This is a genomic window from Micromonospora sp. NPDC050200, assembly GCF_040656135.1.
In the GTDB taxonomy this organism is placed as follows: Bacteria; Actinomycetota; Actinomycetes; order Mycobacteriales; family Micromonosporaceae; genus Micromonospora.
The window spans coordinates 77,143-103,887 of record NZ_JBFALG010000019.1 but is presented as its reverse complement, the minus strand read 5'-3'; the positions used below and the strand labels follow the sequence as shown (position 1 = coordinate 103,887).

The 26,745-nt window shown below is 71.5% G+C and carries 18 protein-coding genes; 12 read left to right on the top strand and 6 right to left on the bottom strand.

The features are described from left to right. Window positions 1-11: 11 nt before the first annotated feature. The 6 genes from hppD to AB0I41_RS15490 are packed head-to-tail and all read left to right on the top strand — an operon-like array spanning window position 12 to window position 6,143. Complete coding sequence (hppD, locus tag AB0I41_RS15515) at window positions 12-1,121, top strand: 4-hydroxyphenylpyruvate dioxygenase (protein ID WP_357107087.1); 1,110 nt, start codon at window positions 12-14, stop codon at window positions 1,119-1,121. After that, window positions 1,118-2,047, top strand: coding sequence for a phytanoyl-CoA dioxygenase family protein (locus tag AB0I41_RS15510; RefSeq protein WP_357107085.1), 930 nt, complete (start codon window positions 1,118-1,120; stop codon window positions 2,045-2,047). The genes hppD and AB0I41_RS15510 overlap by 4 nt, the downstream gene beginning before the upstream one ends. Window position 2,048: 1 nt before the next feature. Further along, a complete protein-coding gene (locus tag AB0I41_RS15505; protein ID WP_357107083.1) occupies window positions 2,049-2,846 on the top strand; it encodes a DUF3050 domain-containing protein in 798 nt (265 codons plus the stop codon). After that, window positions 2,843-3,814, top strand: a complete 972-nt coding sequence (locus AB0I41_RS15500) for a thiamine pyrophosphate-dependent dehydrogenase E1 component subunit alpha (protein ID WP_357107080.1) — start codon at window positions 2,843-2,845, stop codon at window positions 3,812-3,814. The genes AB0I41_RS15505 and AB0I41_RS15500 overlap by 4 nt, the downstream gene beginning before the upstream one ends. Continuing rightward, on the top strand, window positions 3,814-4,788 hold the full coding sequence (locus tag AB0I41_RS15495) for a transketolase C-terminal domain-containing protein (protein WP_357107077.1): 975 nt from the start codon (window positions 3,814-3,816) through the stop codon (window positions 4,786-4,788). Before AB0I41_RS15500 ends, AB0I41_RS15495 begins: the two co-directional genes overlap by 1 nt. Then, window positions 4,785-6,143 carry a hypothetical protein gene (locus AB0I41_RS15490; RefSeq protein ID WP_357107076.1) on the top strand — a complete coding sequence of 453 codons (1,359 nt, stop codon included), beginning with the start codon at window positions 4,785-4,787 and terminating at the stop codon, window positions 6,141-6,143. Before AB0I41_RS15495 ends, AB0I41_RS15490 begins: the two co-directional genes overlap by 4 nt. 268 nt (window positions 6,144-6,411) lie before the next feature. Here the strand turns inward: AB0I41_RS15490 and AB0I41_RS15485 are convergent, their stop codons facing one another. Next, window positions 6,412-7,095: an SGNH/GDSL hydrolase family protein gene (locus tag AB0I41_RS15485; RefSeq protein WP_357107073.1), complete on the bottom strand. Its 684-nt coding sequence runs from the start codon at window positions 7,093-7,095 to the stop codon at window positions 6,412-6,414. Window positions 7,096-7,306: 211 nt separating this feature from the next. On the opposite strand from AB0I41_RS15485, the gene AB0I41_RS15480 reads away from it, so the two are divergent. The 3 genes from AB0I41_RS15480 to AB0I41_RS15470 all read left to right on the top strand — a co-directional run bounded on the left by AB0I41_RS15480 (window position 7,307) and on the right by AB0I41_RS15470 (window position 10,347). After that, window positions 7,307-7,807 (top strand): dethiobiotin synthetase, encoded by a 501-nt coding sequence (locus tag AB0I41_RS15480; protein ID WP_357107070.1) that lies wholly within the window; start codon window positions 7,307-7,309, stop codon window positions 7,805-7,807. Between the two features lie 303 nt (window positions 7,808-8,110). Then, entirely contained in the window at window positions 8,111-9,736 is a 1,626-nt protein-coding gene (locus AB0I41_RS15475; protein WP_357107067.1) for a right-handed parallel beta-helix repeat-containing protein, read from the top strand. A gap of 59 nt (window positions 9,737-9,795) precedes the next feature. Further along, the gene (locus tag AB0I41_RS15470; protein WP_357107064.1) at window positions 9,796-10,347 is read left to right on the top strand and encodes a YciI family protein; all 552 of its coding nucleotides are present in this window, start codon (window positions 9,796-9,798) and stop codon (window positions 10,345-10,347) included. Between the two features lie 136 nt (window positions 10,348-10,483). Here the strand turns inward: AB0I41_RS15470 and galE are convergent, their stop codons facing one another. Both galE and AB0I41_RS15460 read right to left on the bottom strand, forming a co-directional pair. Next, on the bottom strand, window positions 10,484-11,590 hold the full coding sequence (gene galE, locus AB0I41_RS15465; RefSeq protein ID WP_357107061.1) for a UDP-glucose 4-epimerase GalE: 1,107 nt from the start codon (window positions 11,588-11,590) through the stop codon (window positions 10,484-10,486). Window positions 11,591-11,629: 39 nt separating this feature from the next. After that, complete coding sequence (locus tag AB0I41_RS15460) at window positions 11,630-13,453, bottom strand: glycosyltransferase (protein ID WP_357107058.1); 1,824 nt, start codon at window positions 13,451-13,453, stop codon at window positions 11,630-11,632. Window positions 13,454-13,947: 494 nt separating this feature from the next. On the opposite strand from AB0I41_RS15460, the gene AB0I41_RS15455 reads away from it, so the two are divergent. Beyond that, complete coding sequence (locus AB0I41_RS15455; RefSeq protein ID WP_357107056.1) at window positions 13,948-14,298, top strand: hypothetical protein; 351 nt, start codon at window positions 13,948-13,950, stop codon at window positions 14,296-14,298. A gap of 43 nt (window positions 14,299-14,341) precedes the next feature. Beyond that, window positions 14,342-14,671, top strand: a complete 330-nt coding sequence (locus AB0I41_RS15450) for a hypothetical protein (protein ID WP_357107053.1) — start codon at window positions 14,342-14,344, stop codon at window positions 14,669-14,671. 64 nt (window positions 14,672-14,735) lie between these two features. Here AB0I41_RS15450 and AB0I41_RS15445 read toward each other — a convergent pair whose 3' ends face one another. Continuing rightward, complete coding sequence (locus tag AB0I41_RS15445) at window positions 14,736-16,175, bottom strand: BTAD domain-containing putative transcriptional regulator (RefSeq protein ID WP_357107050.1); 1,440 nt, start codon at window positions 16,173-16,175, stop codon at window positions 14,736-14,738. 80 nt (window positions 16,176-16,255) lie between these two features. On the opposite strand from AB0I41_RS15445, the gene AB0I41_RS15440 reads away from it, so the two are divergent. Further along, entirely contained in the window at window positions 16,256-16,780 is a 525-nt protein-coding gene (locus AB0I41_RS15440) for a hypothetical protein (protein WP_357107047.1), read from the top strand. A 47-nt stretch (window positions 16,781-16,827) separates the two neighbouring features. Here the strand turns inward: AB0I41_RS15440 and AB0I41_RS15435 are convergent, their stop codons facing one another. Then, the gene (locus AB0I41_RS15435; protein WP_357107044.1) at window positions 16,828-17,292 is read right to left on the bottom strand and encodes a hypothetical protein; all 465 of its coding nucleotides are present in this window, start codon (window positions 17,290-17,292) and stop codon (window positions 16,828-16,830) included. Between the two features lie 57 nt (window positions 17,293-17,349). After that, window positions 17,350-26,646 carry a SpvB/TcaC N-terminal domain-containing protein gene (locus tag AB0I41_RS15430; RefSeq protein WP_357107041.1) on the bottom strand — a complete coding sequence of 3,099 codons (9,297 nt, stop codon included), beginning with the start codon at window positions 26,644-26,646 and terminating at the stop codon, window positions 17,350-17,352. Between the last annotated feature and the right edge of the window lie 99 nt (window positions 26,647-26,745).

Genomic DNA, 26,745 nt, shown 5'->3' with positions numbered 1-26,745 from the left:
AAGGGCTGGAGATGGACATCCATGGAATAGACCACGTCGAACTGTACGTGGGCGACGCGCGGCAGGCCGCCTTCTACTTCGGCACCGCCGTCGGCTTCCGGCTGCGCGGCCAGGGGGGACCGGAGACCGGGCTGGCCGGGCAGCGCTCGCTGCTGCTCAGCCAGGGCGACATCCGGATGGTGCTCACCTCCGGGCTGACCGCCGCGCATCCCGCCTCGGCGTACGTGCAACGGCACGGCGACGGGATCGCGGTGGTGGCGCTGGAGGTCGGCGACGCCGCCGGGGCGTACGCGGAGCTGGTGGCCCGGGGTGCGACCGCGGTGCACGCGCCGCGGACCTGGACCGGCGCGGACGCCGAGGTGGTGACCGCCGAGGTCGGCGGCTTCGGCGACGTGCTGCACCGCCTGGTCGAGCGGCGTGGCGACCGGACGGAGTTCCTGCCCGGGGCGGTGGAGATGAACCCGCCGGTCGGGGACGACGACAAGCTGCTCGCCGAGATCGACCACCTGGCGGTCTGCGTGCCGCCGGGGCAGCTCGACGAGACGGTCGGGCACTACGAACGGGTCTTCGGCTTCGCGCAGATCTTCGAGGAGCACATCGAGGTCGCCGGGCAGGCGATGAACTCCACGGTGGTGCAGAGCCCGTCCGGGCGGGTCACGCTGGTGCTGCTGGAACCGGACGCCGGCCGGCGGCCCGGCCAGATCGACGCGTTCCTCACCGAGCACCACGGCGCCGGGGTGCAGCACCTCGGGCTGCGCACCGACGACATCGTCACCGCCGTCGGTGCCCTCGCCGGCCGGGGGGTCCGCTTCGCCGGCACCCCCGCGGCCTACTACGACGACCTGGAGCGGCGGGTCGGCCCGGTCGACGCCCCGCTGGACCGGCTGCGCGACCTGAGCATCCTGGTCGACTCCGACCACGGCGGGCAGCTGCTGCAGATCTTCACCGAGTCGATGCACGTGCGCCGCACCCTCTTCCTCGAACTGATCGAGCGGCGCGGGGCGCGCACCTTCGGCAGCGGCAACATCAAGGCGCTCTACGAGGCCAAGGAACGGGAGCTGGCCGCGGCGGGGGCGAGGACCGCCGGCGTGGCCGGCACGGCACGAGGGGTTGGGGCATGACCACCACGGAGTTCCATCCGACGTTGACCGCCGAGGAGGAGGCGCTGCTGCCGTCCGACTCCGACCTGCTCCACTACGCCGAACACGGCTGGTACCTGTCGAAGAAGCTGCTCACCGACGAGGAGGTGGACGCGCTCGCCGCCGCCGCCGACCGGTACCACGCCGGTGAGCGGGACCGCCGGCTGCCGGTGCGCCCGCCGAAGCTCGCCTACTGGGAGCCGGCCGACGGCCCGGTGCAGCGGCACAACGACTACGTCCACCATGAGCACGACGGGCTGGCGGCGATCCTGCGCAAGCCGCTGATCGGCGCGGTCGCCGCCCGGCTGGCCCGGGCCGCCGAGATCCGCGTCTTCCAGTCCACGCTGATCTACAAGCCGCCGATCTCCGGCGAGCCGTCCAACATCGTGCCCTGGCACTTCGACAAGCACTACTGGGCGTCCTCGTCGTCGGAGAAGATGCTGACCGCCTTCATCCCGTTCCACGACTGCGGGGAGGAGATGGGCACCATCACCATGGTCGACGGCTCGCACCGGTGGTCCGAGATCGGGGCGGACGACACCGTCGTGCGGCACTTCGCCGAGCGCGACCGCGGCCGGTTGGACGAGATGCTGGCCGAGAACGCCGCGTACAACGGCGCGGAGATCCGCAAGATCCCGATGGTGATCCCCAAGGGGCACCTGAGTTTCCACCACTGCCGCACCTACCACGGCAGCGGCGCCAACGTCAGCGGCCGCCCGCGCCAGGCGGTCTCGCTGCACCTGCAGGACGGCGACAACGCCTGGCGGGAGTATCCGCTGTCGGACGGCACACTCGCCGCGTACAACCACGACGTGCTGGTCCGCCGCACCCGCGACGGGCGGCCGGACTACGCGGACCCCGAATACTGCCCGGTCATCTGGCGCGACCGCGCCCAGCAGGGAGGCTGACATGTCACGGTACGACTGGGGTAGGACCCACCCGGGCATCGAGCGGTTGGAGAAGGCGGTGACCGACCGCCGCGACGTGGTGGTCAAGCACCCGCTCTACGCCAACCTGGACACCCACGAGGCGCTGGTCACCTTCATGGAGCACCACGTCTTCGCGGTCTGGGACTTCATGTCCCTGCTGAAGTCGTTGCAACGGCAGCTGACCTGCGTCACCGTGCCGTGGATCCCCACCGGCCCGTCCGGCAGCCGCCGCCTGATCAACGACATCGTGATGGTGGAGGAGAGCGACGAGCTCGGCGACGGCCACATCAGCCACTTCGAGCTCTACGTGCAGGGCATGCGGGAGGCCGGCGCGGACACCACCGCCGTGGACGCGCTGATCGACCTGCTGCGGGCGGGCCGTCCGGTGACCGACGCGCTGGCCGAGGCGGGCGTGCCCGCCCCCAGCGCGCGGTTCGCCGCCACCACCTGGAAGATCATCGAGTCGACGCCGGTGCACTGCCAGGCCGCCGCCTTCGCCTTCGGCCGGGAGGACCTGATCCCCGACATGTTCGCCCAGGTCGTCGCCGTCAACGAGCGCAGCCGCCGGCTGCACAGTTTCGTCGACTACCTGGAGCGGCACATCGAGGTGGACGGGGAGCAGCACACCCCGATGGCGATGCAGATGCTGGCCGACCTGTGCGGCGACGACGACGTCAAGTGGCAGGAGTGTGCCGACACGGTCAACCTGGCGCTGGCTGCCCGGGCCGCGCTGTGGGACGACATCCTCGCCGCGGTGAAGGAGGGGCGCGACACGTGACCGACGCCGACCCGGTCCGGCTCTACCGCACGGTACGGCTGATCCGCCGGTTCGAGGAGCGGGCCGTCGAACTGGTCCGCTCCGGGGCGATCGTCGGCGGCATCCACCCGTACCTCGGTCAGGAGGGGATCGCCGCCGGGGTGTGCGCCGCGCTGCGCGACGAGGACCTGGTCACCGGCACCCATCGCGGGCACGGGCACGTGCTCGCGAAGGGTGCCGACCCGGCCCGGATGATGGCCGAGCTGCTGGGCCGGGAGACCGGCCTGAACCGGGGCCGGGGCGGCTCGATGCACGCCGCCGACTTCTCCGTCGGGGTGCTCGGCGCCAACGCCATCGTCGGCGCGTCCGGGGCGATCCTCACCGGCGCGGTCTGGGCCCGCCGGCGGCGCGGCGACGACGTGGTGGGGGCGACCTTCTTCGGCGACGGCGCGGTCAACGAGGGGATGCTGCTGGAGGCGTTCAACCTGGCCGCGCTCTGGCGGGTGCCGGTGCTCTTCGTCTGCGAGAACAACGGCTACGCCACCACCATGCCGGTGGCCGGCGCGGTCGCCGGCACCATCGCCGGCCGCGCCGCGGCGTTCGGCATGCCGGCCGCCGTCGTCGACGGCCAGGACCCGGAGGCGGTACGCGACGCCGCGGCCGCCGCCGTCACGCGGATGCGCGCCGGTGGCGGCCCGGAGCTGGTCGAGGCCCGCACCTACCGCTTCGACGCCCACCACACCTTCGAACACGCGGTACGCCTCGACTACCGCCCGCCGGAGGAGGTGGCCGAGGGCCGCTCCCGCGACCCGGTGCACATTCAGGGCGCCCGGCTCGTCCCGGCGGCCCGGGCGGCCGTCGACGCGGAGGTCGAGTCGACGCTCGACGGGGCCGTCGCGTTCGCCCTGGCCAGCCCCGAGCCGGACCCGGCCGGCGCGCTGGACCACCTGTACGCCAGCGGGCTGACCGCCCGGACGGGAGGTGCCTGATGCCACGGCTGTCCTACCGCAAGGCCCTGACCAGGGCGCTCGCCGACGAACTCGCCCGCGACGAGGCGGTGTTCCTGCTCGGGGAGGACATCCGGGTGGGCGCCTCGACCATCACCGCCGGTCTGCTCAAGCGGTTCGGGCCGGAGCGGGTCCTGGACACGCCCCTGTCCGAGCAGGCGTTCACCAGCTTCGCCACCGGCGCGGCGCTGGCCGGGATGCGCCCGGTGGTGGAGTTCCAGATCCCGTCGCTGCTGTTCCTGGTCTTCGAGCAGATCGTCAACCACGCGCACAAGTTCCCGCTGATGACCGGCGGGCAGTGCGCGGCCCCGGTCACCTACCTGGTGCCCGGGTCCGGCTCCCGGACGGGCTGGGCGGGGCAGCACTCCGACCACCCGTACTCGCTCTTCGTCCACGTCGGGATCGTCACCGCGGTGCCGGCCACCCCGACCGACGCGTACGGGCTGCTGGTGTCGGCGATCCGGCACGACGACCCGGTGGTGGTCTTCGCCCCGGCCGGCGCGCTCGATGTCCGCGAGGACGTCGACTTCGCCACCCTCGCCCCGGTGCCGCTGGGCCGGGGCGTGGTACGCCGGGCCGGCGACGACGTGACCGTGGTCGCCGTCGGGCACCTGGTGCACGACGCGCTCGCGGTCGCCGGGGAGCTGGCCGACCAGGTGTCGGTGGAGGTCTTCGACCCGCGCACGGTCTACCCGTTCGACCTCGACGGGCTGGTCGACTCGGTGGCCCGGACCGGCCGGCTGGTGGTGCTCGACGATTCCAACCGCTCCTGCGGCATCGCCGGGGAGATCATCGCCAGCGTCGTGGAGCGGGTGTCGCTGGCTGCCCCGCCCCGCCGGGTGACCCGCCCGGACGGCGCGGTGCTGCCCTTCGCGCCCGCGCTGGACCGGGCCGTGCAGCCCGGCCGGGAGGCCCTCACCGCCGCCATCCACCACGTGACCAAGGACGGATCATGATCGACGTGAACTACCCGTGGCCGGAGGCCGGCCGGGCGTGGACCGACCTGCCGGAGCCGACCCGCCGGGCGATGGTCGCCGCCGGGGCGCAGGAGTGGGAGTGGATCTTCCACGGCCGGGCGACGTACAACAAGCAGTGGCGGCTGGCCCGGCCGCCGGTGCTGACCGCCGACTCGTTCCGCGAACTCAACGAGGTCTGCGACCGGATCGCCCAGCTGATCCTGGACGCCTGCCGGCGGCGCGCCGGCACGGCGGGGGAGTTGCGCCGGCTGCTCGGCGTGCCGGCGGGGGAGACCCGGCTGCTCGACGAGGACGAGCCGCTGTCCGAGGCGTTGCTGGCCGCGTACCGGCCGGACGTGCTGCTCTCCGGCGGGGAGCCGCGGATCGTCGAGTACAACATCGACAGCAGTCTCGGCGGCGGCTTCGACGCGGACACGGTGATCCAGCGGTTCGCCCAGCTCTACCGGGAGCGTGGTCTCCTCGACGGCCTGCCGGCCCGGCCGGCCCCGTCCCTGCTCGACCAGCGGTTCGTGGCGATCCGCGAGGAGCTGGGTCTGGCCGAGGGGGCCCGGGTGGCGCTGCTGATGGACTTCGAGGCCGAGTACCCGGGCCTCGACGACCCGGAGACGTTCATCCGGATCCTCTCCCCGCTCGCCGACCGGGCCCGGCACTTCGGCATCGACCTGGTCATCGCCCCGGTCGCCACCGCCACCCTGGACGCTCGCCGGCGGCTGGTGGTGGGCGGCGCGCCGGTGGACGCGCTGTTCCGGCTCTTCGTGCCCAACCGGGTCACGCCGAGCGCCGGCCTGGAGGCGGTGGCGGGCGCGCTGGCCGCGGACACCCTGCCGATGTTCGTCAGCGCCGCCGCGTGGCTGCTCGGCAACAAGGTCAACTTCGCCTGGCTCTACGAGGACCTGGACCAGCTCCCCGCCGACGACCAGGCCCTGGTCCGCCGGTACGTGCCGCACACCGTGCTGCTCACCGAGGCCGAGCTGGACCGGGCCCTGGCCGAGCAGGCGGACCTGGTGGCCAAGCCCGCCGACGGCTCCGCCGGCCACGACGTGCTGATCGGTCCGGAGCTGAGCGCGGCGGCCTGGGCGGACGGGGTGCGCGCGGCCGTGGCGCGGGGCGGCAACATCCTCCAGCGGTACATGCCGGCCGACCGGGTGGCGATGGACTTCGTGCAGATCGAGACGGGGGAGGTCGTCACCGCCGAGGTGCCGTACAGCATCGCCCCGTACCTCTTCGGCCGCACCGGCTCCGGCGCCCTGGCCCGGGTCGGCTACCCCGGCTGCGAGGAGGTCCTCAACCTCGCCCGTGGCGTCCTCCTGACCGGCATCCTGCTCACCGACTGACGCGGGCCCCGGATGCGCCCGACCACGCCACCGACCGCGACCGGCGCCGACTGCCCCAGGACCACGCTCCGTAGCGGTTCTGGACGTGGTCGGTGCCGTGAGCGATATGCCGGTCAGTCATAAATAAGTATGACTGACCGGCATATCGCTCACCAGGGATGTGTCGACCCGGCGCGACACGCCGGGAAGGCCGCCGCGAGGTGATCCGCCTGGCACGGCAGCTGGACCGGCGGGAGCCGGCCAGCGTCCGCGCCCGGGTGCCGGCCGCTCAGGGGCGGGCGGCGAGGTGGGCGCCGAGCCGGCGTACCGTCTCCGCCGCCGCGATGGCGTCGCTGCGGGCGCTGCCGTGCCGGCCGTCGCTGCTGTACAGCGACGGGTCCGCGCCGGCCGGGTGGTCGGTGAGGTGCACGTGCACCGTCCCGAGCCGGTCGGCCAGCCGGCCGGTGCGGGAGGAGAGACGTCGCATCCGCTCACCCAGTCCGGGCCGCAGCGGTTCGGGCACGGCCGGGCTGTGCGAGACGTCGAACATGCCCACCGTGACCACGTCCGCCCCGGCCGCTCGCAGCGCGCCGATGATCGCGGTCAGCTCCGCGTCGACCGCGTCCGCGTCGTAGGCCGGGCGGAAGGCGTCGTTGCCGCCGCAGACCACCAGCGCCAGGTCCGGGTCGAAGGCCAGCGCGGCGTCCAGTTGCGCCGCGCGCACCTCGTGCGCCCGCAGCCCGCGCCGGCCCAGGTTGAGGTACGCCAGCCCGGGGCGGGCCGCGCGCAGTTCGGCGGCGATCCGGTCCGCCCACTGCACCCGCGGGTACCCGTCGACCGGCTCGCACATCCCCTCGGCGACGCTGTCGCCCAGCACCACGAACCGGTGCCACGGATGGCCGGCGAGCAGCTCGGCGCTCTCCCCCTCGCGCAGGCAGTACGGATCGGTCGCCTCGGTCAGCGTCGATGACATGGCGGGCAGGCTAGCCGACCCGGGCAGCGGGCGTCGACCGCGCGTCGGGAGCCGGACGGGCGCGGCGCGGACGTCAATGCCGCCGGTGTGGCAGAGGGAAGGCTTGGCGCCGCTTGCGGCGTCAGCTGCCCGCCCACGCTTCGCGGACCCGTGGCGTACCGCCGGGGTGGACGCGCCCGGCGCTAACCTCGGCCGGGGAGGTGAGGCCGCGGTGGTGCAGGTGGCGGTCTGTGGCCCGGCGTCGGCGACGCCGGCCGAGCTGGCCCACGCCCGCCGGGTGGGGGAGTTGCTCGCCGCGCGCGGCGCGACCGTCCTCTGCGGAGGTGGCGGCGGGGTGATGGCCGCGGTCGCCGCCGGCGCCCGGGCCCACCACGGCCTGGTGATCGCGGTACGCCCCGACGACGGCACCGCCCCCGGCCCGGTCGCGGACGCGTCGGCGACGGTGCTGACGAACCTGGGGCAGGCCCGCAACGCGGTTCTGGTGTGGAGCGGCGACGCGGTGATCGCGGTGGGCGGCTCCTGGGGCACTCTCAGCGAGGTGGCGCTGGCGATGCGCCGGGGCGGGGTGCCGGTGGTGGCGCTCGGCGGCTGGCGGGTGGTGGACGCCACCGGCGCGTCGGTGGCCGGCCCGCACCACGTCGACACGCCGGAGGAGGCGGTCAGCGCGGCGCTGTCGGGCGACGGCGACTCCGGCCCGGCGCGTCGCGCCTAGTCATCAGCTGATGGTGACCGGCTCGTCGGTCCGGGTACGCGCGTATGCCGTGCTCGCGCGAGGAGCGGATGTGTGTCAGGAACCCGTACGTGCATCAGGCCGAGTCCGGGCGGATGGCGACTAATAAGCACCAAAATAGCCTAAAATGCTTATAACGGACGATTAGGGCGCTGGGTAGGGGTTACCGAAGGGCGGTGGGAGTCCTTGACAGCCGGTAGGAATGGGCAACAGAGTGAGGTTGACCTGCTGGCGGAGCTGTCCGGCCCGCCAGCCACCCGGCGTCCACGTCGGCGAATCGTCGCGGTGCTGGTGCTGGTGCTGGGCGTGTCCCTCCCCATGCTTGCGCATGTTTTCGAGCTCAGGTCGAATCGGGTGGCCGCTCCGTCCATAATCCACACGTACCATCTCAGCCCGACCGGCGACGATGCCCTCGACGGCTCGTCGCCCGCCACGGCATGGCGATCGCTGGACAAGGCCGCCGCCTTCGCCTTCAAGCCCGGAGACAAACTCCTACTCGAAGGGGGTGCGCACTTCCGTGGGAGCTTGACCTTCGGGCCCAGCGATGCCGGTGATGCGGCTGATCCGGTCGTCGTCGGCACATACGGTGCCGGCCGTGCCACGATCGAGGCCGCCGGCGGCGCGGGGATCAGGGTGCACAACACGGCCGGTGTCGAGATTCGCGACTTGGTGATCGTCGGCGGCGAGGCGGACAGCAGGAGCACCGGCGGCATCGAACTCTACTCCGACCTGACCGACGGCCGGAAACTCGACCACGTGGATATCTCCGAGGTCGAGGTGAGCGGATTCAAGAACGGAATCCAGATCGGCGCTGGCCCGAATTCTACCGGCTTTCGTGGCGTACGGATCCGTGCTGCCGACCTGCACGGCAACACGGAGAATGGGCTGACCAGCTTCGGACCTCGCTTCGACGCCGCAGCGCCGCGCTATGCGCACGAGGACGTCGTCGTGTCGGAGGTCGAGGCGCACCACAACACGGGAGACCCGACCAATCACTTCAGCAATACGGGCAGCGGAATCGCGCTCGGAAGCGTGCGAGGCGGGCGCATCGAGCGGTCCAGCGCGCACGACAACGGGTGGTTGGCCGCGGCGCCGGAAGGGCCGGTCGGAATTTGGACCTGGGATTCGACCGCCGTGGTCATGGAGCGCAACGTCTCATTCCGCAACCATACCGCCGGTGAGAAGGACGGCGGTGGCTTCGACATGGACCAGAACGTGTCCTCGTCGGTCCTGCAGTACAACCTGTCCTACGACAACGACGGTACCGGGTACCTGCTCTACAGCGGCCAATCCAATGCCGCACACACCGGCAACATCGTCCGTTTCAACATAAGCGTCAACGACGCCCGCAAGCTGCCGGAGTACGCCGGTATCCACCTGGCCGGGTCGGTCAACAACGCCGAGGTCTACCACAACACCGTGGTGATGGAGGCGAAGGGCCGAGCCCCTGCGGCCGTTCGCTTGCAGAAGTTCTTTCGTGGCTTGTCCAACGTCGTCCTGCGCAACAACCTGATCGTCTCGGGCGGGACCCACCAGGTGATCGCCGATGAGTTCTCGACGGCCGATGTCCTGTTGCAGGGCAACAACTTCTTCGCCGAATCGGGAGCCTGGGCCGTTTCGTGGGCCGGCGCGTCCTATGCCAATCTGGAAGATTGGCGTGCGGCGACCGGGCAGGAACGCCTCGGGGCGAAGGTCGGCGGATCGAAGGCAGACCCCCGTTTCGTGAGGGCCAACCGCTCCGGCTCGCCGGCCCAACGGGCGCAAGCTCTCACGCCGCGCAGCGATTCGCCGCTGGCCGGCCGCGCCCTCAACCTCCGGTCGCTTTTCCACGTCGATCCGGGACCGGTGGATTTCCTGGGCCGGCCGCTCGTCGGGGCCGGCACCGTCGGAGCCATCCAGCCCGCCGCCTAGTGGGGCCGGGTGGTACCCGGGTCTGCATCGGTGTCCGCGATAGGTCAAGACTGTGGGGCATGGAGTTCTTGTGCTACCACCGCGATCGGCCCGGCTCGATGGCGCTGCGCGACGAGTTGCTCGAAGAGCACTGGTCCTACATGGACCGGTACGCGACGAAAATGATCGCCCGCGGACCGACCCTGGCCGGCGACGGCGATGCCCCCACTGGCAGCCTGCACATCGTCGACGTGCCCGATCCCGCCGCCGCTCGCGCGTTCGCCTTTGACGAGCCCAACTACCAGGCCGGCGTGTACCGCGACGTGCTGCTGCGCCGGTGGCGCAACACGCTGGGACGCGCCATGTGGGATTTTCCCGGCGGCCGGACCGGGGGCAACCGGTACCTGGTGCTGGGCCTCGGCACGGGGCAGGCCGCCGATCTCGCCGTGCCGTCCGACTCACATGAGCTGATCGCGTACGGGCCGCTGCTGTCCGACAGCGGCGCCGCCTGGCTGGGTACCGCGGTACTGGTCCGGGCGCCGGACCCGGACACCGCACGCGCCATCCTGACCGCAGACTGCTACGCCGACATCGAGGTGCACAACTGGCAGTTCGGCGGGCGGCCGTCATGACCCGAGGACGTCCAGGACCTGCAACGCCGCGAACGCGTCCGCATCCGTGGCGAACGCCTACAAAGCTGGGGCCCGCCCAATCACCGGAAGCCGCGTGATCCATCAAGCCGGTGACCGTTCATGGTCACCGCTCTAGCTAGTTGGCCGGAGTCCTTGTCGTCAGGTCCGGCGTACCGAACGATCGCGCCGTGGGGACGGCGGCCGGCTCCGGCAGGTCGTCGTCGAATCCGGCGGGATTCAGCAGCTGGAAGCGCCACGCGTCCCGGCACATCGTGGCGAGGCTCCGGGTCGTGCGCCAGCCCCACTTCCGGGCCGCCGCGCCAGGGTCGGCAACCAGTTCGGCCACATCACCCTGCCGCCGTTCGACGATGTCGTACGGTAGCGACTTCCCACAGGTCGCGCTGACCGTCCGTACGAGCTCCAGGACTGACGTCCCCACGCCAGTGCCGAGATTGAGGATGTCCAGTCCTGTCACCTCGTCGAGCCGCTCCAGTGCGATGCGGTGCGCCTGGGCGACGTCCATGACATGGATGTAGTCGCGCACCGCCGTACCGTCCGCGGTGGCGTAGTCGCGGCCGAAGATGCTCAGCCGTTCGAGCCTGCCGACTGCGACCTGCATCAGGTAGGGCATCACGTTCTGCGGGACGCCGCGGGGGTCCTCGCCCAGCAACCCGCCGGGATGTGCGCCAATCGGGTTGAAGTATCGCAGCGAATAGGCCGCCAGCTCCGGGTGCTGCCGGCAGGCGTCGGCGATGATCTGTTCGCACATCCATTTCGATCTGGCGTACGGGTTCGTCGGCCGTGGCGGGGCCTGCTCGTCGATCGGGACCCGGGCGGCCTCCCCGTAGATGGAACACGACGAGGAGAAGACCAGGTGGTGCACGCCGTTCTCCCGCATGCTCCGCAGCAGGCTCGTCGTGCCACCGACGTTCGTGTCGTAGTAGTCGACGGGGATCCACACCGATTCGCCGACAGCCTTCCTCCCGGCGAAGTGGATGACCGCATCGATGGTGTTCTCCGCAAGGATCGCCGAGAGCGCCTGACGATCACGTACGTCGGCCTCGTAGACCCCGAGCAGGGGGCGGCCCGCCACCTTCTCGACCCGGGTCGGCGCCGCTGGTGAGCTGTTGGAGTAGTTGTCGACAATGCACACCTCGTAGCCATGCTCGAGCAACTCGACGCAGGTGTGGCTCCCGATGAAGCCGGCGCCGCCGGTCACCAGGACGGCCTTCGGACCAGACATGAGAATCTCCTTCCTCGGTGCGTCCGCGCATCGGGGCGTTTATCGGGAAGAGAGCGACACCGTGGGGCCGGAGTAGTTGGCGATGGCCGCCGCGAGCGGGAGGAGCGCCAGCACGCCGACGAGCAGGGGTCCGGCGGCGGTCGGGGCGGCTGACCGCACGCGCAGCCCGGCGGCCCGGGCTGCCTCCACCACATGCAGGGCGGGTACCGCGAGGCCCGCCGCCGCGTAGCAGAGTGCGCCGAGAATGCAGAGGAAGACGTACCCCGGCGTGTGGGTTGACCGCTCGCCGAGCAGGGCGGCCGCGGACAGCACCACGGTGATCACCGCATAGGGCAGGACGAGTCGGGTGGGGAGTGGCTCCAGGCCGGTGCGCGCCTTGGGGGTGACCTTGAACGAGACCTGCCTGGGCCGCACGTTCAGCCGCGTCGCGGCCAGGACGCCCCAGACGACGTACGGCCAGCGGGTCAGGGCGAACAGGACACCTTCCCAGCTCAGGACGGGCACAGATCGGGGGCGTAACAGCCCGCGTCGGCGGAGCAGCAAGGTCAGTAGGGGTAGCCACAGCGATACCGCAGCCAGGCGGGCCAGGAATTCCACATAGTTGACGTTGACCCACGGCAGCCCGGTGACCGCGGCGAACGGGGGCAGGGTGAGGCCGACGACGGTCGCGATCGCCAGTAGCGGGTAGTAGGACAGCTGAAACGCGAAGCGCAGCCGCAACGCGGCGCCCATCCGCCGCAGGTGATCCGGCGCGAGGTCGTAGCGCAGCGTGGTGAGGCTGCGCGACCACTGGAACTCCTGGATCAGCATATCGCCGACGGTGAGCGGGCCGTCGCCGTGCGCCTCGGCGTCGATGGCGAAGGCACCCTGCCAGCCGGCGGAGGTGAGCAGGAACGTCGTGGAGAAGTCCTCGGCCAGTTCGGGGCCGAGGCCGCCGATGTCGCGCAGCGCCTCCGTCCGTACGGCGTAGTGCGAGCCGATGCACAGGGGAGCGAGACCGCTGTTGTGGCCGAGCTGAACCGGGCCGTGATAGGTCGCCTCACGGTGCAGCCGTCCCCGCGCCGACCACGAGTTCGCGCTGTTGGCGTCACAGACGCTCGGTGCGGCGACGTAGCCGATGGCGGGATCGGCGAACGGTCGCGTGATCGCGGCAAGATAGGTTGGTTGGGGCACGTGGTCGCAGTCGAGCTGGGCGACCATGTCGTAGTCCCGGTAACCCCAGTGGTCGTAGAAGTAGGCGAGGTTGCCTTCTTTGCAGCGGGTACGGCGAGGCCAGGTGGCCCGGTGGTAGGCGGCGACGCCACTTCGACTGGACACCCGGACCCCGTTCGCGGCGCACCATCGTAGGGCCCGCTCGGACGGGTCCTCGTCGCAGAGCCAGACGTCGTACGGGTAGGGAAACTGCTGGGCCAGCATCGCGGTGAGGGTGCGGTGGGCGAGCGACCAGGGTTCTGACGGTGCGCGGGTCACCACAAAGGCCACCCGCAGCCGCGGCACCCCGAGCGCGGGATTGACCTGCCGCAATCGCGAGACGGCGAGGAGGTAGTAGGCGGGCAGGCCGGTCAGATACAGCAGAAGCAGACTGTTCAGGGCCAGCCCCGCCCAGCCGACGCGGTGCGCGGGTTGCCACCACCAGAACCAGAAGGCCAGGAAGGAGGTCGCCCAGCCGGCGGTCAGCCCGGCGACGGCCACCCGGTCGCGCCGGCGCAGGGTCGATACGAAGGTGGATGCCCGGGTGGCGCGCAGGTGCCGGAAGGGCGTGAGGGTCGGTCCACCGGGCCCCGCGCGTAGGACGTTGCCGCCCGAGAGATTCCGGATCTCGGTTTCGATCGCCTCGATTGCTGGCGGAGCCGGCGCGCTCATGCCGCGGTCCGTGCCCGCTGCCCGGCCCAGATCTCCGGCGGTCTTTCCGATCGCCGGACGTCCTCGCCGAGGCGGTGGTGCCGACTGGAGTGTTCCGTACCGGGTGCGTCCGCCCGACGACGCCCGCCGGCTCGTCGATTCCCCGAAGTCTGCACGTGCACTTGCGGTCTCCAGATCGATGATTGGCCATGCGATGGCGCTCAGTGGTGCCAGTTCTGCCCGGCAGGGGCATCCTCGGGACGGCGCAAAACTGACTAGAGCCATGCTAGCGATAGAAATCTCACAAAACACTAGTATCGGCAGATAAGGGATATCGGGGGGAGGTCCCGTACCTCCCGCGACGAGGAACACGCCCGCCGGCACTGGCGGGGCCGTCCACGCGGCGCCGGGCATGACGGAGCCGAGGCTGAGCGCCGCACGCGACGCAGGCTTTCGCGAGCTGCCAGGGGTGGGGTGGTGTCGGGCAGGCCCGGCGAACAGGAGAAAATGGGCGAATGAGGGAGCGGACCGGCCTGACCCACGTGGAGCACTTCGTGCTGCGCGAGTCCGACGGCGACGCGCCGCTGCCGGAGCTCCTCGACGCCTGGCGGGACGGCGCAGACCCGTCGCCGACCGTCGGGGAGGCCGTGCCGGCGCTCGCCGAGGCGCTGGTGGACCTGGTGGCCGACGGTCTGGTGGAGGTGCGGCGGTTCACCAGCTGGCCGGCGGCCTGGAACGGCGGCGCGCGGGTCGAGGACGAGCACCTGCGCGCCGAGGTGGGCGGCGTCGACCCGTGGCTCCCCGGCCCCGCCCGGATCGGCCTGCTGGTCGCCCGCATCACCGACCAGGGCGGGGCGTATCTCTGACTCCCGGCCCGGGGACGTCGCGGCGCGGTGGCAGACTGGCCCGGTGGACGAGAACGCTGACGGGCAGTGGTACGCGGTCCGCTGTGTGTTCCACAACGGCGCCGGCGAGCCCATCGTCTACGAGGAGCGCATCACGATCTGGCGGGCGGGCAGCCTGGACGAGGCGATCGCCCTGGCCGAGGCGGAGGCAGTCGAGTACACCGACGGCATCTCCTTCACCTACTCGGGGCTCGCCCAGGCGTACCGCCTGTTCGACGAGCCGGGCCACGGCGCGGCGGTCTACTCGCTTATGCGGGACAGCGACCTGCCGCCCGACGAGTACCTGACCCGCTTCTTCGACACCGGCGACGAGCGCCAGGGGACGCTGGGCTGACTCCCGCTGCCGTCCGGCCGGAACGCCACCGGGTGTAGGTCGACCCGTCGGCCGTCCGGCGCGGTCACCTCGTCTGCGTCCACCCGGCCAGCCTGCCAGCCGGTGCCGACGCGCCCTGGCAGGGTGCCTCCCCGGCGGACCGGCCGCAGGTGGCGAGGCTGCACCAGCGCCGCAGGCCGCTCTCGTCGAGGAACAACCACCCGCACCGCTCGGCGGGGCACGCCCGCACGGTGAGCCGGCGCGGGTCCGCCAGCAGCTCGGCGGCGCTCCAGGCGACCGCGTGCACGGGCAGCCGCAGCCCGGCCGTCAGGTCCGGCCACCACCGGCCGCGACCGTCGGCGTCCCGCCGGAAGACCAGCGTCTTCGCGGCGTCCTCGGCGTACCGGGCGACGGCGTCGAAGGCCCGCCGGTCCTCAGGGTCGGTCAGGCAGGCGTACAGCCGGGCGCGCAGCGCGCGGGCCTCGTCGAGTGCGGCGTTCGCCCCGGCCGGGTCCCGGCGGGCCAGGTCCAGCAGGCGGCCCACGGCCACCTCGTCGGCCAGCCCCACGTGGCCGGTCCAGACCGCCAGGGTGCGGTAGCCACGCAGCCACTCCGCACCCGGCATCGGCGGTTGGTGGCCCCAGCCGGCGAAGGTGTTGCAGAACTCAAGCGCCGGGTGCCCACCGACGCTCCACGGCAGGGCCTCGCCGTGGACCCGCACCTCGTACACCGGTCGGCCGGTCCGTTCCAGGCGGTGGTCGGCGCGCACGATCCGCCGGTGCACCTCCCGCAGCCGGTCGCCCGGCTCCACCCCCAGGTCGTCCACCAGCGTCCGGCGGGTGCTCCGGTACAGCCGCAGCGCGTCGGCCTGACGGTCGCCCCGGTACAGCGCGGTCATCAGGGTGGCGACCAGGTGTTCCCGGGTCGGGTGCCGGCCCACCAGCGGGGTCAGCTCGGTCACCACGCGGGTGTGCTGGCCCAGCGCGAGCCGCGCCTCGGCGCGCAGCTCGACGCCGGTGAGCCGGCGCTCCTCCAGCGGGCCGTGCAGCCGCTCCCGCAGCACGTCGTCGGCCGTGCCGGCGAGCAGGGGGCCCCGCCACAGCACCAGCGCCCGGTCCAGCAGCCGGACCCGCGCGGCCGGGTCGGTGGTGGCGGCAGCCCGGTCCACCAGCCGGACGAACTCCACCGCGTCCACCCGGTGCCCGTCGGGCTCCACCAGGTAGCCGTCGCCCCGGGTGGTGATCCGGACCTGGTACGGGGCCAGCGACGCCCGCAACCGCCCGATGTAGGTGTGCACGGCACCCCGGGCCGAGGCCGGTGGGTCGCCGTTCCACAGCAGGTCGATGAGCCGGTCCGTGCTGACCAGGTGGCCGACGTCGAGCAGCAGCACCGCGAGGATGCACCGCTCCTGCCGCCGACTGCCCAACTCGACCGGCTCCCCGTCCCGCCGCGCCTCGATCGCTCCGAGCAGTAGGAACTCCATACCCGTGTTGACCCCCTGGCCCCCGCCTCGGTTGTCACCCACCGGGGGAGCGGTGGTGGTCAGGGGGTGGTGAGGGGAGGGGGTGAGGGTGGGGGCGTTCTGACACCGATGGAGGAGCAGAGATGCGTAGGAGAACGAGCGTCGCCGCCGTGGCGGCCATGGTCGCGGTCGTCGCGGCCGGGGCGACCCCGGCGTCCGCGGAGACCACCGTGGGTACGCGCGGCTGGGTGCCCGCTCCGCAGGGATCCTTCGAACAGCCGGCCGGGGCCCGGTGCGACTTCGCCATCCGCAGCGAGCCCGTGCGCGACGAGGTCCGCAAGCTGGTGCTGGACACCAACCCGGACGGCTCGCCCCGCCGCGAGCTGTACGCGGGGGACCTGATCGTCAAGGTGACCAACACCGACAGCGGGGCGAGCACCCAGGTGGACGCCAGCGGCACCGCCATGATCGAGTACTACCCGGACGGGTCGCAGACCTGGTACGCCAACGGCCCGGCGCTCTTCGGCTTCCGGCAGGACGGCGGGACGCTGCCGCGCGGGTACTGGCTCATCGACGGGCAGTACATGATGGAGTTCAGCCCGACGTTCTACAAGACCCTCACCATGGTCCACGGCACGACGCACAACGTCTGCGAGGACCTGGACTGATCGTCCCGCCGCGTCCCCGGGTGGCCTCGGCCGCCTGGGGACGCGGATCAGACGCGCTCCTGCCAGATCTCGAAGCCGGTCGGCGCCGACCGGGGGAAGCGGCCCCAGACCGGGTGGGCCGAGACCCGGGCGAACCAGGCGTCGAACGGCTCCGGTCCGTCCCGGAACCACCAGTCCTCGTGGTGCCCGGTCCACTCCGGGTCCGGCGCGAACCGGTATTCCGCGTGCAGCTGGACGTAATCCTCGTGGTCGCCGTCGGCGTCGACCACCTCGAACTGGCGGACGACGCTCAGCACGAACGCGGCGTCGCCGACCGCGCCGACCGCCGCGTACTGGAACAGCAGGCCGTCCTGCTCCGGTAGCTCGGTGGACACCTCGAACTCGACGGCGGCGAACCGCCGCACGGCGTCCAGCAGCCGGGCCGGCGGCGGGACGGTGGGGTCTTCCGCGGCGAAGCCGCCGAGGTCGCGGAACGCGGCCTCGGCGGCTTCGATCGGCAGTCGTCGGGTCATGCCGTCATCCTGCCCGCCCGGACCCGACGGCGCGGGCCCGGGCGCCGGCGGGTCGGCCTACGGCCACGGCCCCGCCGCCAACTGCCTACCGATGTACGCCAGCACGTTGCGCGCCTCGGCCGCGGTCTTCGTCTGCAGGATCAACCGGTTCACCTCGGCGTAGTAGGCCGGGCTGTGGGTGGTGGAGTGCACCGCCGCGCCGAGCGGGTTGGCCGAGCTGACGAACCGGGGCAGGTAGGCCCCGTTGGCCGCCTCGTTGATGCCCACCCCGAGGCTGGCCAGGTGGGCGCGGGCCGGCGCCGCCGCCTTGGCGCCGCTGGCCACGATGTGGTGCGCGGCGGTCTCCGCCGGCCGGACCACGTTCGCCGCCGACAGGTTCTGCGCCAGCACCTTCGCGTTGGTGGAGCAGTTGGCGTTGTGCACCAGGACGGCGTCGCCGGCCCCGCCGTCGCCGGTCACCACGTAGTACGTGTGGATGCCGTCGACGGTCAGGTTGTGCACCCGGTCCACCTGCGTGTAATGCCGGACCGCGTCGATCGTGGCGGTGCGCCCGTCGGCCAGCCGGACGGTGTCCCCGGCCGTCAGGTCCCGGGCGTCGACCCAGGCCCCGGCACCCACCACCCAGAACGGGTGCTTGTCGGTGGCGGTGATGACCTCGTCGTTGACCTCGACGTCGACCAGGTGTTTCACGCCCTGGCCGATGATCAGGTGGGTGACCTCCCGGGGCCCGCGCTCACCGGTCTCCGGGTCCTCGGCGAGGACCAGGTCGCCGGTGCGGACGTCCTCGATCGGCTTGGTGCTGCCGTCGGCCATCACCACCCGGGTGCCCACGGCGAAGCTGTTGCCGACACAGGGGATCTTGGCGGCCGTCTCGACCACCTTCTCGGTGGCGCTGGGCGCCGCGCGGGCCGCGACCTTGGGCGCCGCGGTGGCCGCGCCCTTGATCGCCGAGGTGGCCACGCTCGCGCCGGCGCTGCCGACGATCGAGATGCCCGCGTCGATCAGTTCGGCGTTCGACTTGCTGACCCCGGCCGCCTGCAGGCCCGAACTGGTGAAGGAGCTGGTCTCCTCACCGCTGAACAACTGCCGGGCGCCGCTGATGGCGACGTCGACCCCGTGCACCGCGACCGCACCACCGGCGACCGCGCCGACCCCCGTCCAGCTCGTGGCGGCCCCGAGCGCCACGCCCGCGGCGGCCTCGGCGACGCCGCCGACGAGTTTCACCCCGCCGAGCACCCTGTTCCAGGGGAATCTGCCGTCGGGATCACCCAGGCGTATCGGGTTGTTGTAGGCGTACGTGTAGAGCGCCAGGTTCATCGACGCGTACACGCCGCCGTTGGGGCTGCCCTCCAGGTAGTTCGCCAGCACCGGGTCGGGCGTCTGCCAGACCTGGGTACGCGGGTCGTAGTAGCGGGCCCCGAAGTAGTAGAGGTTGGTCTCCTGGTCGTACTCCTTGCCGGTGAACCGGTGCGGCACCGGCTGCGACGAGTGCTCGCTGACCCAGGTCTCGCCGCCGGGGAAGTACTGCAGGTGCTCGGTCATGCCGCCCTGGTCGTCGGTGACGAACCCGGTCGACCCGAGATGGTCGCTGTGTGAGTAGTACTGCCGGTCCTCCCGGCGGAAATCCGGCTCGACCAGCTTGGTGATCAGCTTGTCCTGGCCGATGTAGACGTGCTTGAACTCCTGGTTGCCCCGGGTGGAGTAGTTCTGGTTCGGGTAGATGTGGAACTGCGCCCCGTCCTTGACCACCCGGCTGCCCTGGTCGTCGTAGTAGTAGCGGGCGCTGTTCGGGGTGCCGCCGGCGTTGTCGCAGGACGCCGGGGTCTGCGGCAGGGTCTTGCTCTGCACGTTCTCGTGGCTGCAGGCGAGGCGGTTCTCCTCGTCCCAGATCATCTGCCGGCGCGGCCGGGGCTGCTGCTCCCGGCTGATCTGGTTGCCGTTCTCGTCGTACGCCAGGGTGTAGATGCCGATGGTGGTCGGCGCGTGCGGCTTCGCGCTGCCGTAGGCGTACCCGTAGTTGTAGCTGAGCTTGCCCTCGACGATCGTGTTGCCGTTGCTGACCAGCTCGTGGGTCTGGTTCTTGCTGGTCAGGTTGTGCAGGCTGTCGTACTCCAGGTCGACCCGGTAGCGGTCGGTCTGCGGGGTGCGCGGCTGGTAGCTGCCCTCCGCGTGGGTGAGCTGGTAGAGGTCGTCGTAGGTGTAGCTCTGCGTGCTCGGGCCGCCGACCTGCATGCCGACCTCGGGGCCGCTCGGGGCCACCGTGTCGTTGACGACGGACATGATGTTGCCGACGTTGTCGTAGCTGTAGTCCAGGTTGTGGAAGACGTAGCCGTTGGACAGGTTCGCCTGGATGTTGCTCAGCCGCCGGTCCTCGGTGTTGTACGAGTAGCGGGTGCGGGTGCCGTTGCCGGTGTCCAGCAGGATCCGCTGCTCGAACTTGTCGTAGTCCAGCCGCTTGAGGTAGTCGTAGCTGAACTCGCCCTTGACGCCGCGGGCCGAGTCGACCTGGCCGCCACTGTTGTAGTGGTAGGAGAGCTTCTCCCCGTCCGGCCAGGTCATCGAGAGCATCCGGTTGAACGAGTCGTACCGGTACTCGGTGGTGAAGGTCTGGATGTGGCTGCCCTGGGCCGGGGTGGTGCGGGTCTCCTTGACCAGCTCGCCGAGCGGGCCGTACCGGCGGTTGACCTTGCCGGCGCCGTCGACCACGTCGGTGATCCGGTTGGCCGCGTTCTCCGGCGCGTCGGGCGCCCCGTAGGTGTAGCTGACGTTGTTGGCCGGGAAGACCGGGTACCGGATCGCCTTGAGCCGGGTGTGGTCGTAGTCGTACTCGATCGCCTTCGACGCCGCCGCCAGCTTGGACGTGACCTTGCCGACCAGGTTGCCGGCCAGGTCGAAGGTGGAGGAGACGGTGCCCGAGTCGGGGCTGGTCAGCGACGTCCGCCGGCCGAAGTTGTCGTACGTCGACCGGGTGACGTTGCCCTTGTCGTCGGTCGCGGCGATCAACTCGCCGATCGGGTTGTAGCGGTAGCTGGTCCAGATGACCGGCTGGCCGCCGGCCGGGTTGAACTCCTTGACCGCCGTGGTGATCTGCCGGACGTCGGTGTAGGTGCGCTTGGACTTGCCGTTGGCGTCGGTGACCACCGTCTCGAACTGGGTCACCCCGTTCCGGTCCGGGCCGAAGCCGTACTCCATGGTGGTGGCGGTGCCGTCCGGGAAGGTGGTGCGGGTGGTCCGGTCCAGCACGTCGTAGCGCACCTCGGTCGGGGTGACCGGGTCGTACGCCGGGGTGAAGGTGAGGTTGCCGGAGCCCTTGGGCTCGGTGACCGGGTACCAGCTCCGCACCGCCCGGCCGAGGAAGTCGTACGCCACCCGCCCGGAGACCACCATCACGTCCTGGGGCGCGCCGTCCGGGGTGGCCGGCACGGCGGCGTCCTTCTTGGTCTGGGTGGTGCGGTTCAGGCCGTCGACGAAGGTGATCGTGTCGATGGTGTCGTCGCGGACGCTGCCGTCGGCCTGCCGGTCCACGTGCCGGGTGACCGCGTACGGGTACGCCGCCTCCGGGTGGTACTCGAAGTCGATGGTGAACCGGTTCTCCGGGATCTCGTACGGCCCGGAGACCGAGTCGATCCGCCCGACCGCGTCGTAGGTGTTGCGGATCTGCTGCTTGTTGAAGTCGGTGGTGGTCTCCACCAGGCCGAACTTGAGGTTGTGCGTGGCCGTCGACCGGTAGCCAAAGCTGTCGGTGATCGACTCGACGTGCGTGTCGACCACGTCGTCGTAGGTGTAGTCCAACCGGTACCGCTGGTCGGTCTTGTTGGCCGGGCCGGTCACCGACTTCAGGTTGCCGTCGCCGAAGTACTCCAGGTCGGTGGTGGCGGTGGTGCCGTCGGCGAGAGCGGCCCGCACCTGGGTGAGGTCGCCGGTGGCGCAGTTGATCGTCGACTCGCGGTGCCGCATCAGCGTGCCGTCGCCGCGTACGTCGATCAGGTTCGGCATGCCGACCAGGTACGCGGCCTGGCAGGCCGGGTCCTGCGAGGTGTAGACGATCCTCGCGTCGAGGTCGTCGGCGGCGCCCGTGTCGGCGGCGTCGACCTGCCGGGTGAGGTTGCCGACCTCGTCGTACTCGCGGGTGATGTAGGTGGTCTTGCCCGGACTGGCGGCCCCCTCGTGGTACTTCACGTCGGTGCGGGTGTGCTGCGGGAACAGCGTCGCCGTGGTGCTGGCCAGGTCGGCCGGCGCGCCCGGTGACGACACGTTGCGGGCGGTGTAGCTCTGCACCGTCTCCTGGTACGGCTTGCCGGCGCCGTCGGCGGTCAGCTCCTTCTGCAACAGCCCCTTGGTGTAGAAGCTGTCGGTGCGGTAGGTGCGGGTGACGCTGCGGCCCACGGCGTCACCGTTGCCGTGGTCGCGGTGCTTCTCCACCACGGTGCCGTAGCCGCGGAACTCCCGCTCCCGCCGGTCGTGGACGCCGCCGTCGTAGTCGTAGGTGACCAGCTGCACGTCCTGGCCGTCGCCGGGCCGGCCGTCGTCCACGGAGACCTTCGACAGCACCCAGCGCGACTGCGGCTGGCCGTACGTGTTGCCGTCGCGGGTGTAGTCGAACTCCATCCGGCCGCCCAACGGCCGGTCCACGGCGGCGAGCAGGTTGGTCCGGCCGGTCCGGTTCTCGGCCACCACGAGCTGGTTGTCACGGGTGGAGGAGAGGTGGTCGGCGTAGCCGTCGCCGTTGATGTCCCGCAGCGCCTGCTCGGTACGGCTGGCGCCGGTGGCGATGTCCGCCCCCGGGTTGATCACGACGCAGACCACGGTGAAGCAGATGCCGAAGGTGAAGTAGACACCGCCGCCCAGCTTGGCGTTGCGGTCGCCGTTGACGTCGGTGAGGCTGCCGTGGAACAGCACCGGCGGCTCGAACCCGTTGCCGGTGTTGAAGCCGACCCGGATCGGATTGCCGGAGAGGACCTGGTCCAGCAGGCCGTCGCCGTTCATGTCGGCGAGGGTGCCGGCCGAGGAGGACCGGCCCTGGCTGAACGAGGCGCCGCCGGCGAAGCCGTAGAAGTCGGTGTTGAAGCCGATGTTCAGCCCGGCGTTGGTGCCGGTGCCCTTGTTCAGGCCGACCGGGTTGCGCCACTGCTCGGCGGCGGCGAACGCGTACCCGAGGTTGAGCGCGACCCTGCCGTTCTCGTACACCCGGTCGGGCAGGCTGTCGCCGTTGACGTCGAGCAGGTCGAACGCGCCGTCCGAGCGGGTGCCGCCGAAGCTGCCGCCCACGCCCAGCGGCGGCATGTCGTTGCCGGACTGGGCGCTGGTGGCGGCGGAGGTGCCGGGCGGGCTGTCGTAGCCGCGGCCGGTGGAGATGGTCCGGGCCGCGCTGCCGGCGCTGGCGTTGCCGGAGACGTTGGTGCTGCGCCGTACCGCCCCGTCGGGCAGCGTGCCCCGGGTGTCGCCCAGCGCGCCGTCCGGGTCGGTGTACTGCACCGCGCCGGCCCCGACGACGTCGGGGAACTGATCGCCGTTGAGGTCGAGGAAGTCGACCTGCCCGGTGCTGTCGCCGGTGGCCAGGCTGCCACCGATCGACCCGATGCCGCCGCCGACGCTGCCGGTCAGCGACACCTGCTGCGACCGGGACAGCCGGGGCACCGCGGTCGCCCCGGCGAAGTCCTGCGGCCGGGGCAGGTTGATCGAGTCCACGCCCAGCCGGGAGCTGCTGACGCTGCTCGGGGCGATCCACGAGTGCTCGCCGGCACCCCAGCGCCCGTCCTGCGGGGACGGGGTGAACGGGGTGACCTTCGGCGGGTCGACCCGGGGGTCGGCGGCGAAGTCGTCCTGCTGCGCCTGCGGGTCGACGCTGTCCGGCAACTGGTCGCCGTAGTGCTCGTCGACCACCAGGTCGTCCTGGGCGATGGGCTGGGTGGCCCGGTCCTTGTTGCCGTTGTAGCCGACCGCGCCCCAGCCCCGGTACGGCTGCGGGAAGGCGCCCTCCTCGGCGGCGCTGTGGAAGGCGCTCGGCGCGCTCGACCCGCCCACGGTGACGGACTGGCCGGTGAGGAACGCGCGCAGCTTCGGGTCGGTGGTGCTGAAGTCGAACCACAGCTCGTCGCCGGTGTCGGCGCTGACGTCGAAGGCCCCCGGCGAGGTCAGCACCCCGTTGTTGACCTGGAAGTACCGCTTGGCGACCAGCTCGCCGCGGCGCTTGACGGTGAACGCCACCCGGGCGGTGGGGTGCTCGGCGCCGAAGGCGAAGCTCAGCGCCGGCTCGACGCTCAGCGTCCCGCCGCCGGTGACGGTGTACGCCGCCTGCGGCGCGGTCAGCCCGTCGACCGGGTACAGGTCGAGGGCGTACGGCGGGTGCACGTCGATGAAGGGCTTGCCGTCGGCGTCGGTGAGCCGGTCGACGCCCGGCGCGGCGGTGTAGTAGGCGCGCGGGGTCCAGGTCAGCTGGTCCACGTCGACCGGGGAGTCGACCCGGATCCGCCACTGCAGCGTCTGCCCCTGCTGGACGTCCACGTCCAGGTCCACCGGCACGCTGCCGGTGGTGGCCGCGGGCAGCGTCTCCTCCAGCACCGGCGTGCCGTTGCGGGTGATCAGCACGGTCACGTCGTCGGAGGTGGCGCCGGCCTTCACCAGGTCACCGGAGAGGTGCATGGTGCCGGTCAGCGGCACCTTCACCGTGGCGGCCCGGCCGCCCAGGGTGAAGTCGCGGGAGGCCTGGAAGCGGTACGACGGCAGGCCGTTGACGTCCAGCGGGTCGCCCACGCCGACGTAGCTCACCTTCGGGTCCCAGGTGACCTCGTCCAGCCCGCCGTCGACGGCCGAGCCGACCCGGAAATAGAGCCGGTCGCCGCGCGACACGGTGACCGCGTCCACGCCGGTCGGCGGGTGCGCGTCGTCGTCGTCCGCCTCGATCCGCGCCGACCAGAGTTCGGTGCCCTCCTTCTGGATCGCCGCCCGGACCCCGTCGGCGGTACGCGACTCGGCACGCGCGGCGGCGGTGCCGGGAGAGAGCTGCACCGCGCCCTCGACCTTCACCGTGCCGTCGTACGGCGCCACCCACCGGCGGACGCTGTCCAGCAGCGGGAACGAGTCGGTCATCCGGTCCCGGTCGGCGGTGAACGCGTCGAACAGGCCGCTCGTGTCGACCTCGCCCTGGCCGATCGGGGCGGGGGTGTCGCCGCTGACCCCGTAGACCGGGACACCGTTGGCGCCCACCCGGCCGAACAGCACGCTGGCGCCGTTCACCAGATCCTGGATGCCGTCGCCGTTGACGTCGCTGAAGTACTGTTCCGTGGTGGCGAACGAGTTGACGTAGTCGAGCTGGGCGGCGACCGCGCCCAGGTAGCCCTCGACGCCCAGGGTGAGGGTGTTGCTGGACTCGCCCATGATCCCCGGCAGGTTCAGCGGCTGCGCCTGGGCGGCGAACGTCGCCTCGCCGGTCGGGCCGGAGAGGTTCTTGCGGTACTTCACCGACCCGCCGTCGCGGAAGACCTTGTCGGGCAGCGAGTCGCCGTCGACGTCCACCAGCGCCAGCAGGCCCTTGTCGCTGCCGTGGCTGAAGCCGACCTTCACACCGACCGAGCCGGACTTGCTCGGCGAGCTGCCCACGCCGACGTACAGGTGGCCGCCGCCGCTGGTGTTGGTGTTGGCGTTCAGCGCGCTGGCGTTGCCGGCCTGCTCCGGGGTGAGGTTCAACGCCGCGCTGCTCAGCCCGTCGCCCGGCGAGGTCCACGGCAGCGACCGGAAGGCCTGGTACTGCCCGGAGGAGTCCCGGATGTCGTCGTGGTAGCTGAACCGGTGCCGGTTGAACTCGTGGCCGTCGGCGTCGTACTGGATGACCGCGTCGAGCAGCGTCTTGACGAACGCGCCCCGCTTGTAGGTGAACTCGTAGCGGCGGATCAGGCTGTCGTCGAGGGTGACCCGCACCTCGCGGAGCAGGTCCGCGGTGACCCGCTTGAAGCCGCCCCGGGCGTCGATGGACGTGTCGGCGCGCAGCGCCTCGCCCCGCTCGCGGTCCCGGTCGAAGCTGACCGCGTACCGGCCCTCGGCGCTGCCCTGGCCGGTGTAGGTGATCTTCTCGACGTAGAGGTTGCGGCCGGGCACGCTGCCGCCGGCCAGACCGGTGTCGTCGACCTTCGCGTAGTGGTAGCGCATGAAGTTGCCGCGCGGGTCGCGGACCTCCCGGACCGACCAGAGGAAGACGTTGCCGGCGTCGTCGGCCAGGCTGGCGTCGTCGGCCGGACCGGTGGCCCCGGCCAGCGCGCCGTAGTGCCAGTGGATGCCGTTCTTGTCGGTGACCTCCCAGGTGTAGTTCTTCGGGTTCGTGCCGTGCCGCACGATCCGCGCGAAGCTGCCCTCGACCCGGGTGTGGAAGACCTTCTCGGCGCTGCGGGCCACCGGCGCGCCCCGGTGTGCCACGGGGGTGAGCTGCTCGCCGTTGAGCAGGTACGTCTCGGTCTCGGTCGCGCCGGCGTACCGGGGCACGCCCCACCGGGTCTCCACCGAGATGCTGGGCACGGAGAGGTCCCAGCCGACGCCGGTCCAGCCGTTGCCGGAGGAGGAGCTGTACGACAGTCCGAGCTGCGGAGTCAGGCCCTGCCGGCCGGGCGGCACCTGGATCGGGTACGCCAGGTGGTTCTCACCCTGGTTGTTCGCCGACGGCGGGGCGATCAGGTTGATCCCGGAGCCTGGGTCGGCGGCCTGGATGCCCTTGATCTGGTTGGGGTTGAACTGCACGCCCTCCGGGTGCTCCGGCACGGTCACCGTGGCGTTGATCATGTCGGTGAAGTGGTCGGTCAGCGAGGTGACGGTGTGGTTGACCTCGTCCACCGACACCCGCTCCAGGACCTGCCAGCAGGTCTGCACGTCGTCGAAGAAGTACGTGTAGATGTCCTGGGCGGTGAACTCGTCGGTGAGCAACGCGGGGTCGTACGGCAGCGTGACCTGGATCGCGGCGGCGAACTGCTGGGGGTGTGGGGTGAAGCGGTACCCGCCGCCCTTCGTCTTGCCGGTCACGTTGGTCATGCCGCTGTCCAGCTTCGGGGTCAGCCCCGGTGGCAGCACGCTGACGCCGATCCCGGTGGGCAGCCGGACCGCCTTCGGCCCGATGGCGACCTTCGCCCCGCCGTACGAGACGGTGGCGGCGATTCCGGGCGCGACCACCTGCTGGTAGTCCGGCAGGGTCGCCGCCATGTTGGTCATCGCCGCGGTGCCGGCGGTCTCGCCGCAGGCGGGCCCGGGCGTGGTCGTCGACTGGGTGCTGGTCCGGTCCGGCCGGGGTCGCGCCACCGAGGCGGACAGTCCGGAGGAGACGAGGACGAGCACCCCGAGGACGGCCAGCAGCCTGGTCCATCGGCTCGTCAAAGCGTGGAGGCGGAACCCGGGGAGGGGAGGATGCCACATGGTCGAGACCCCTTACGGCGGCACACGTGGGACGAGGGCTCAAGCAGTATCGGTAGCTCC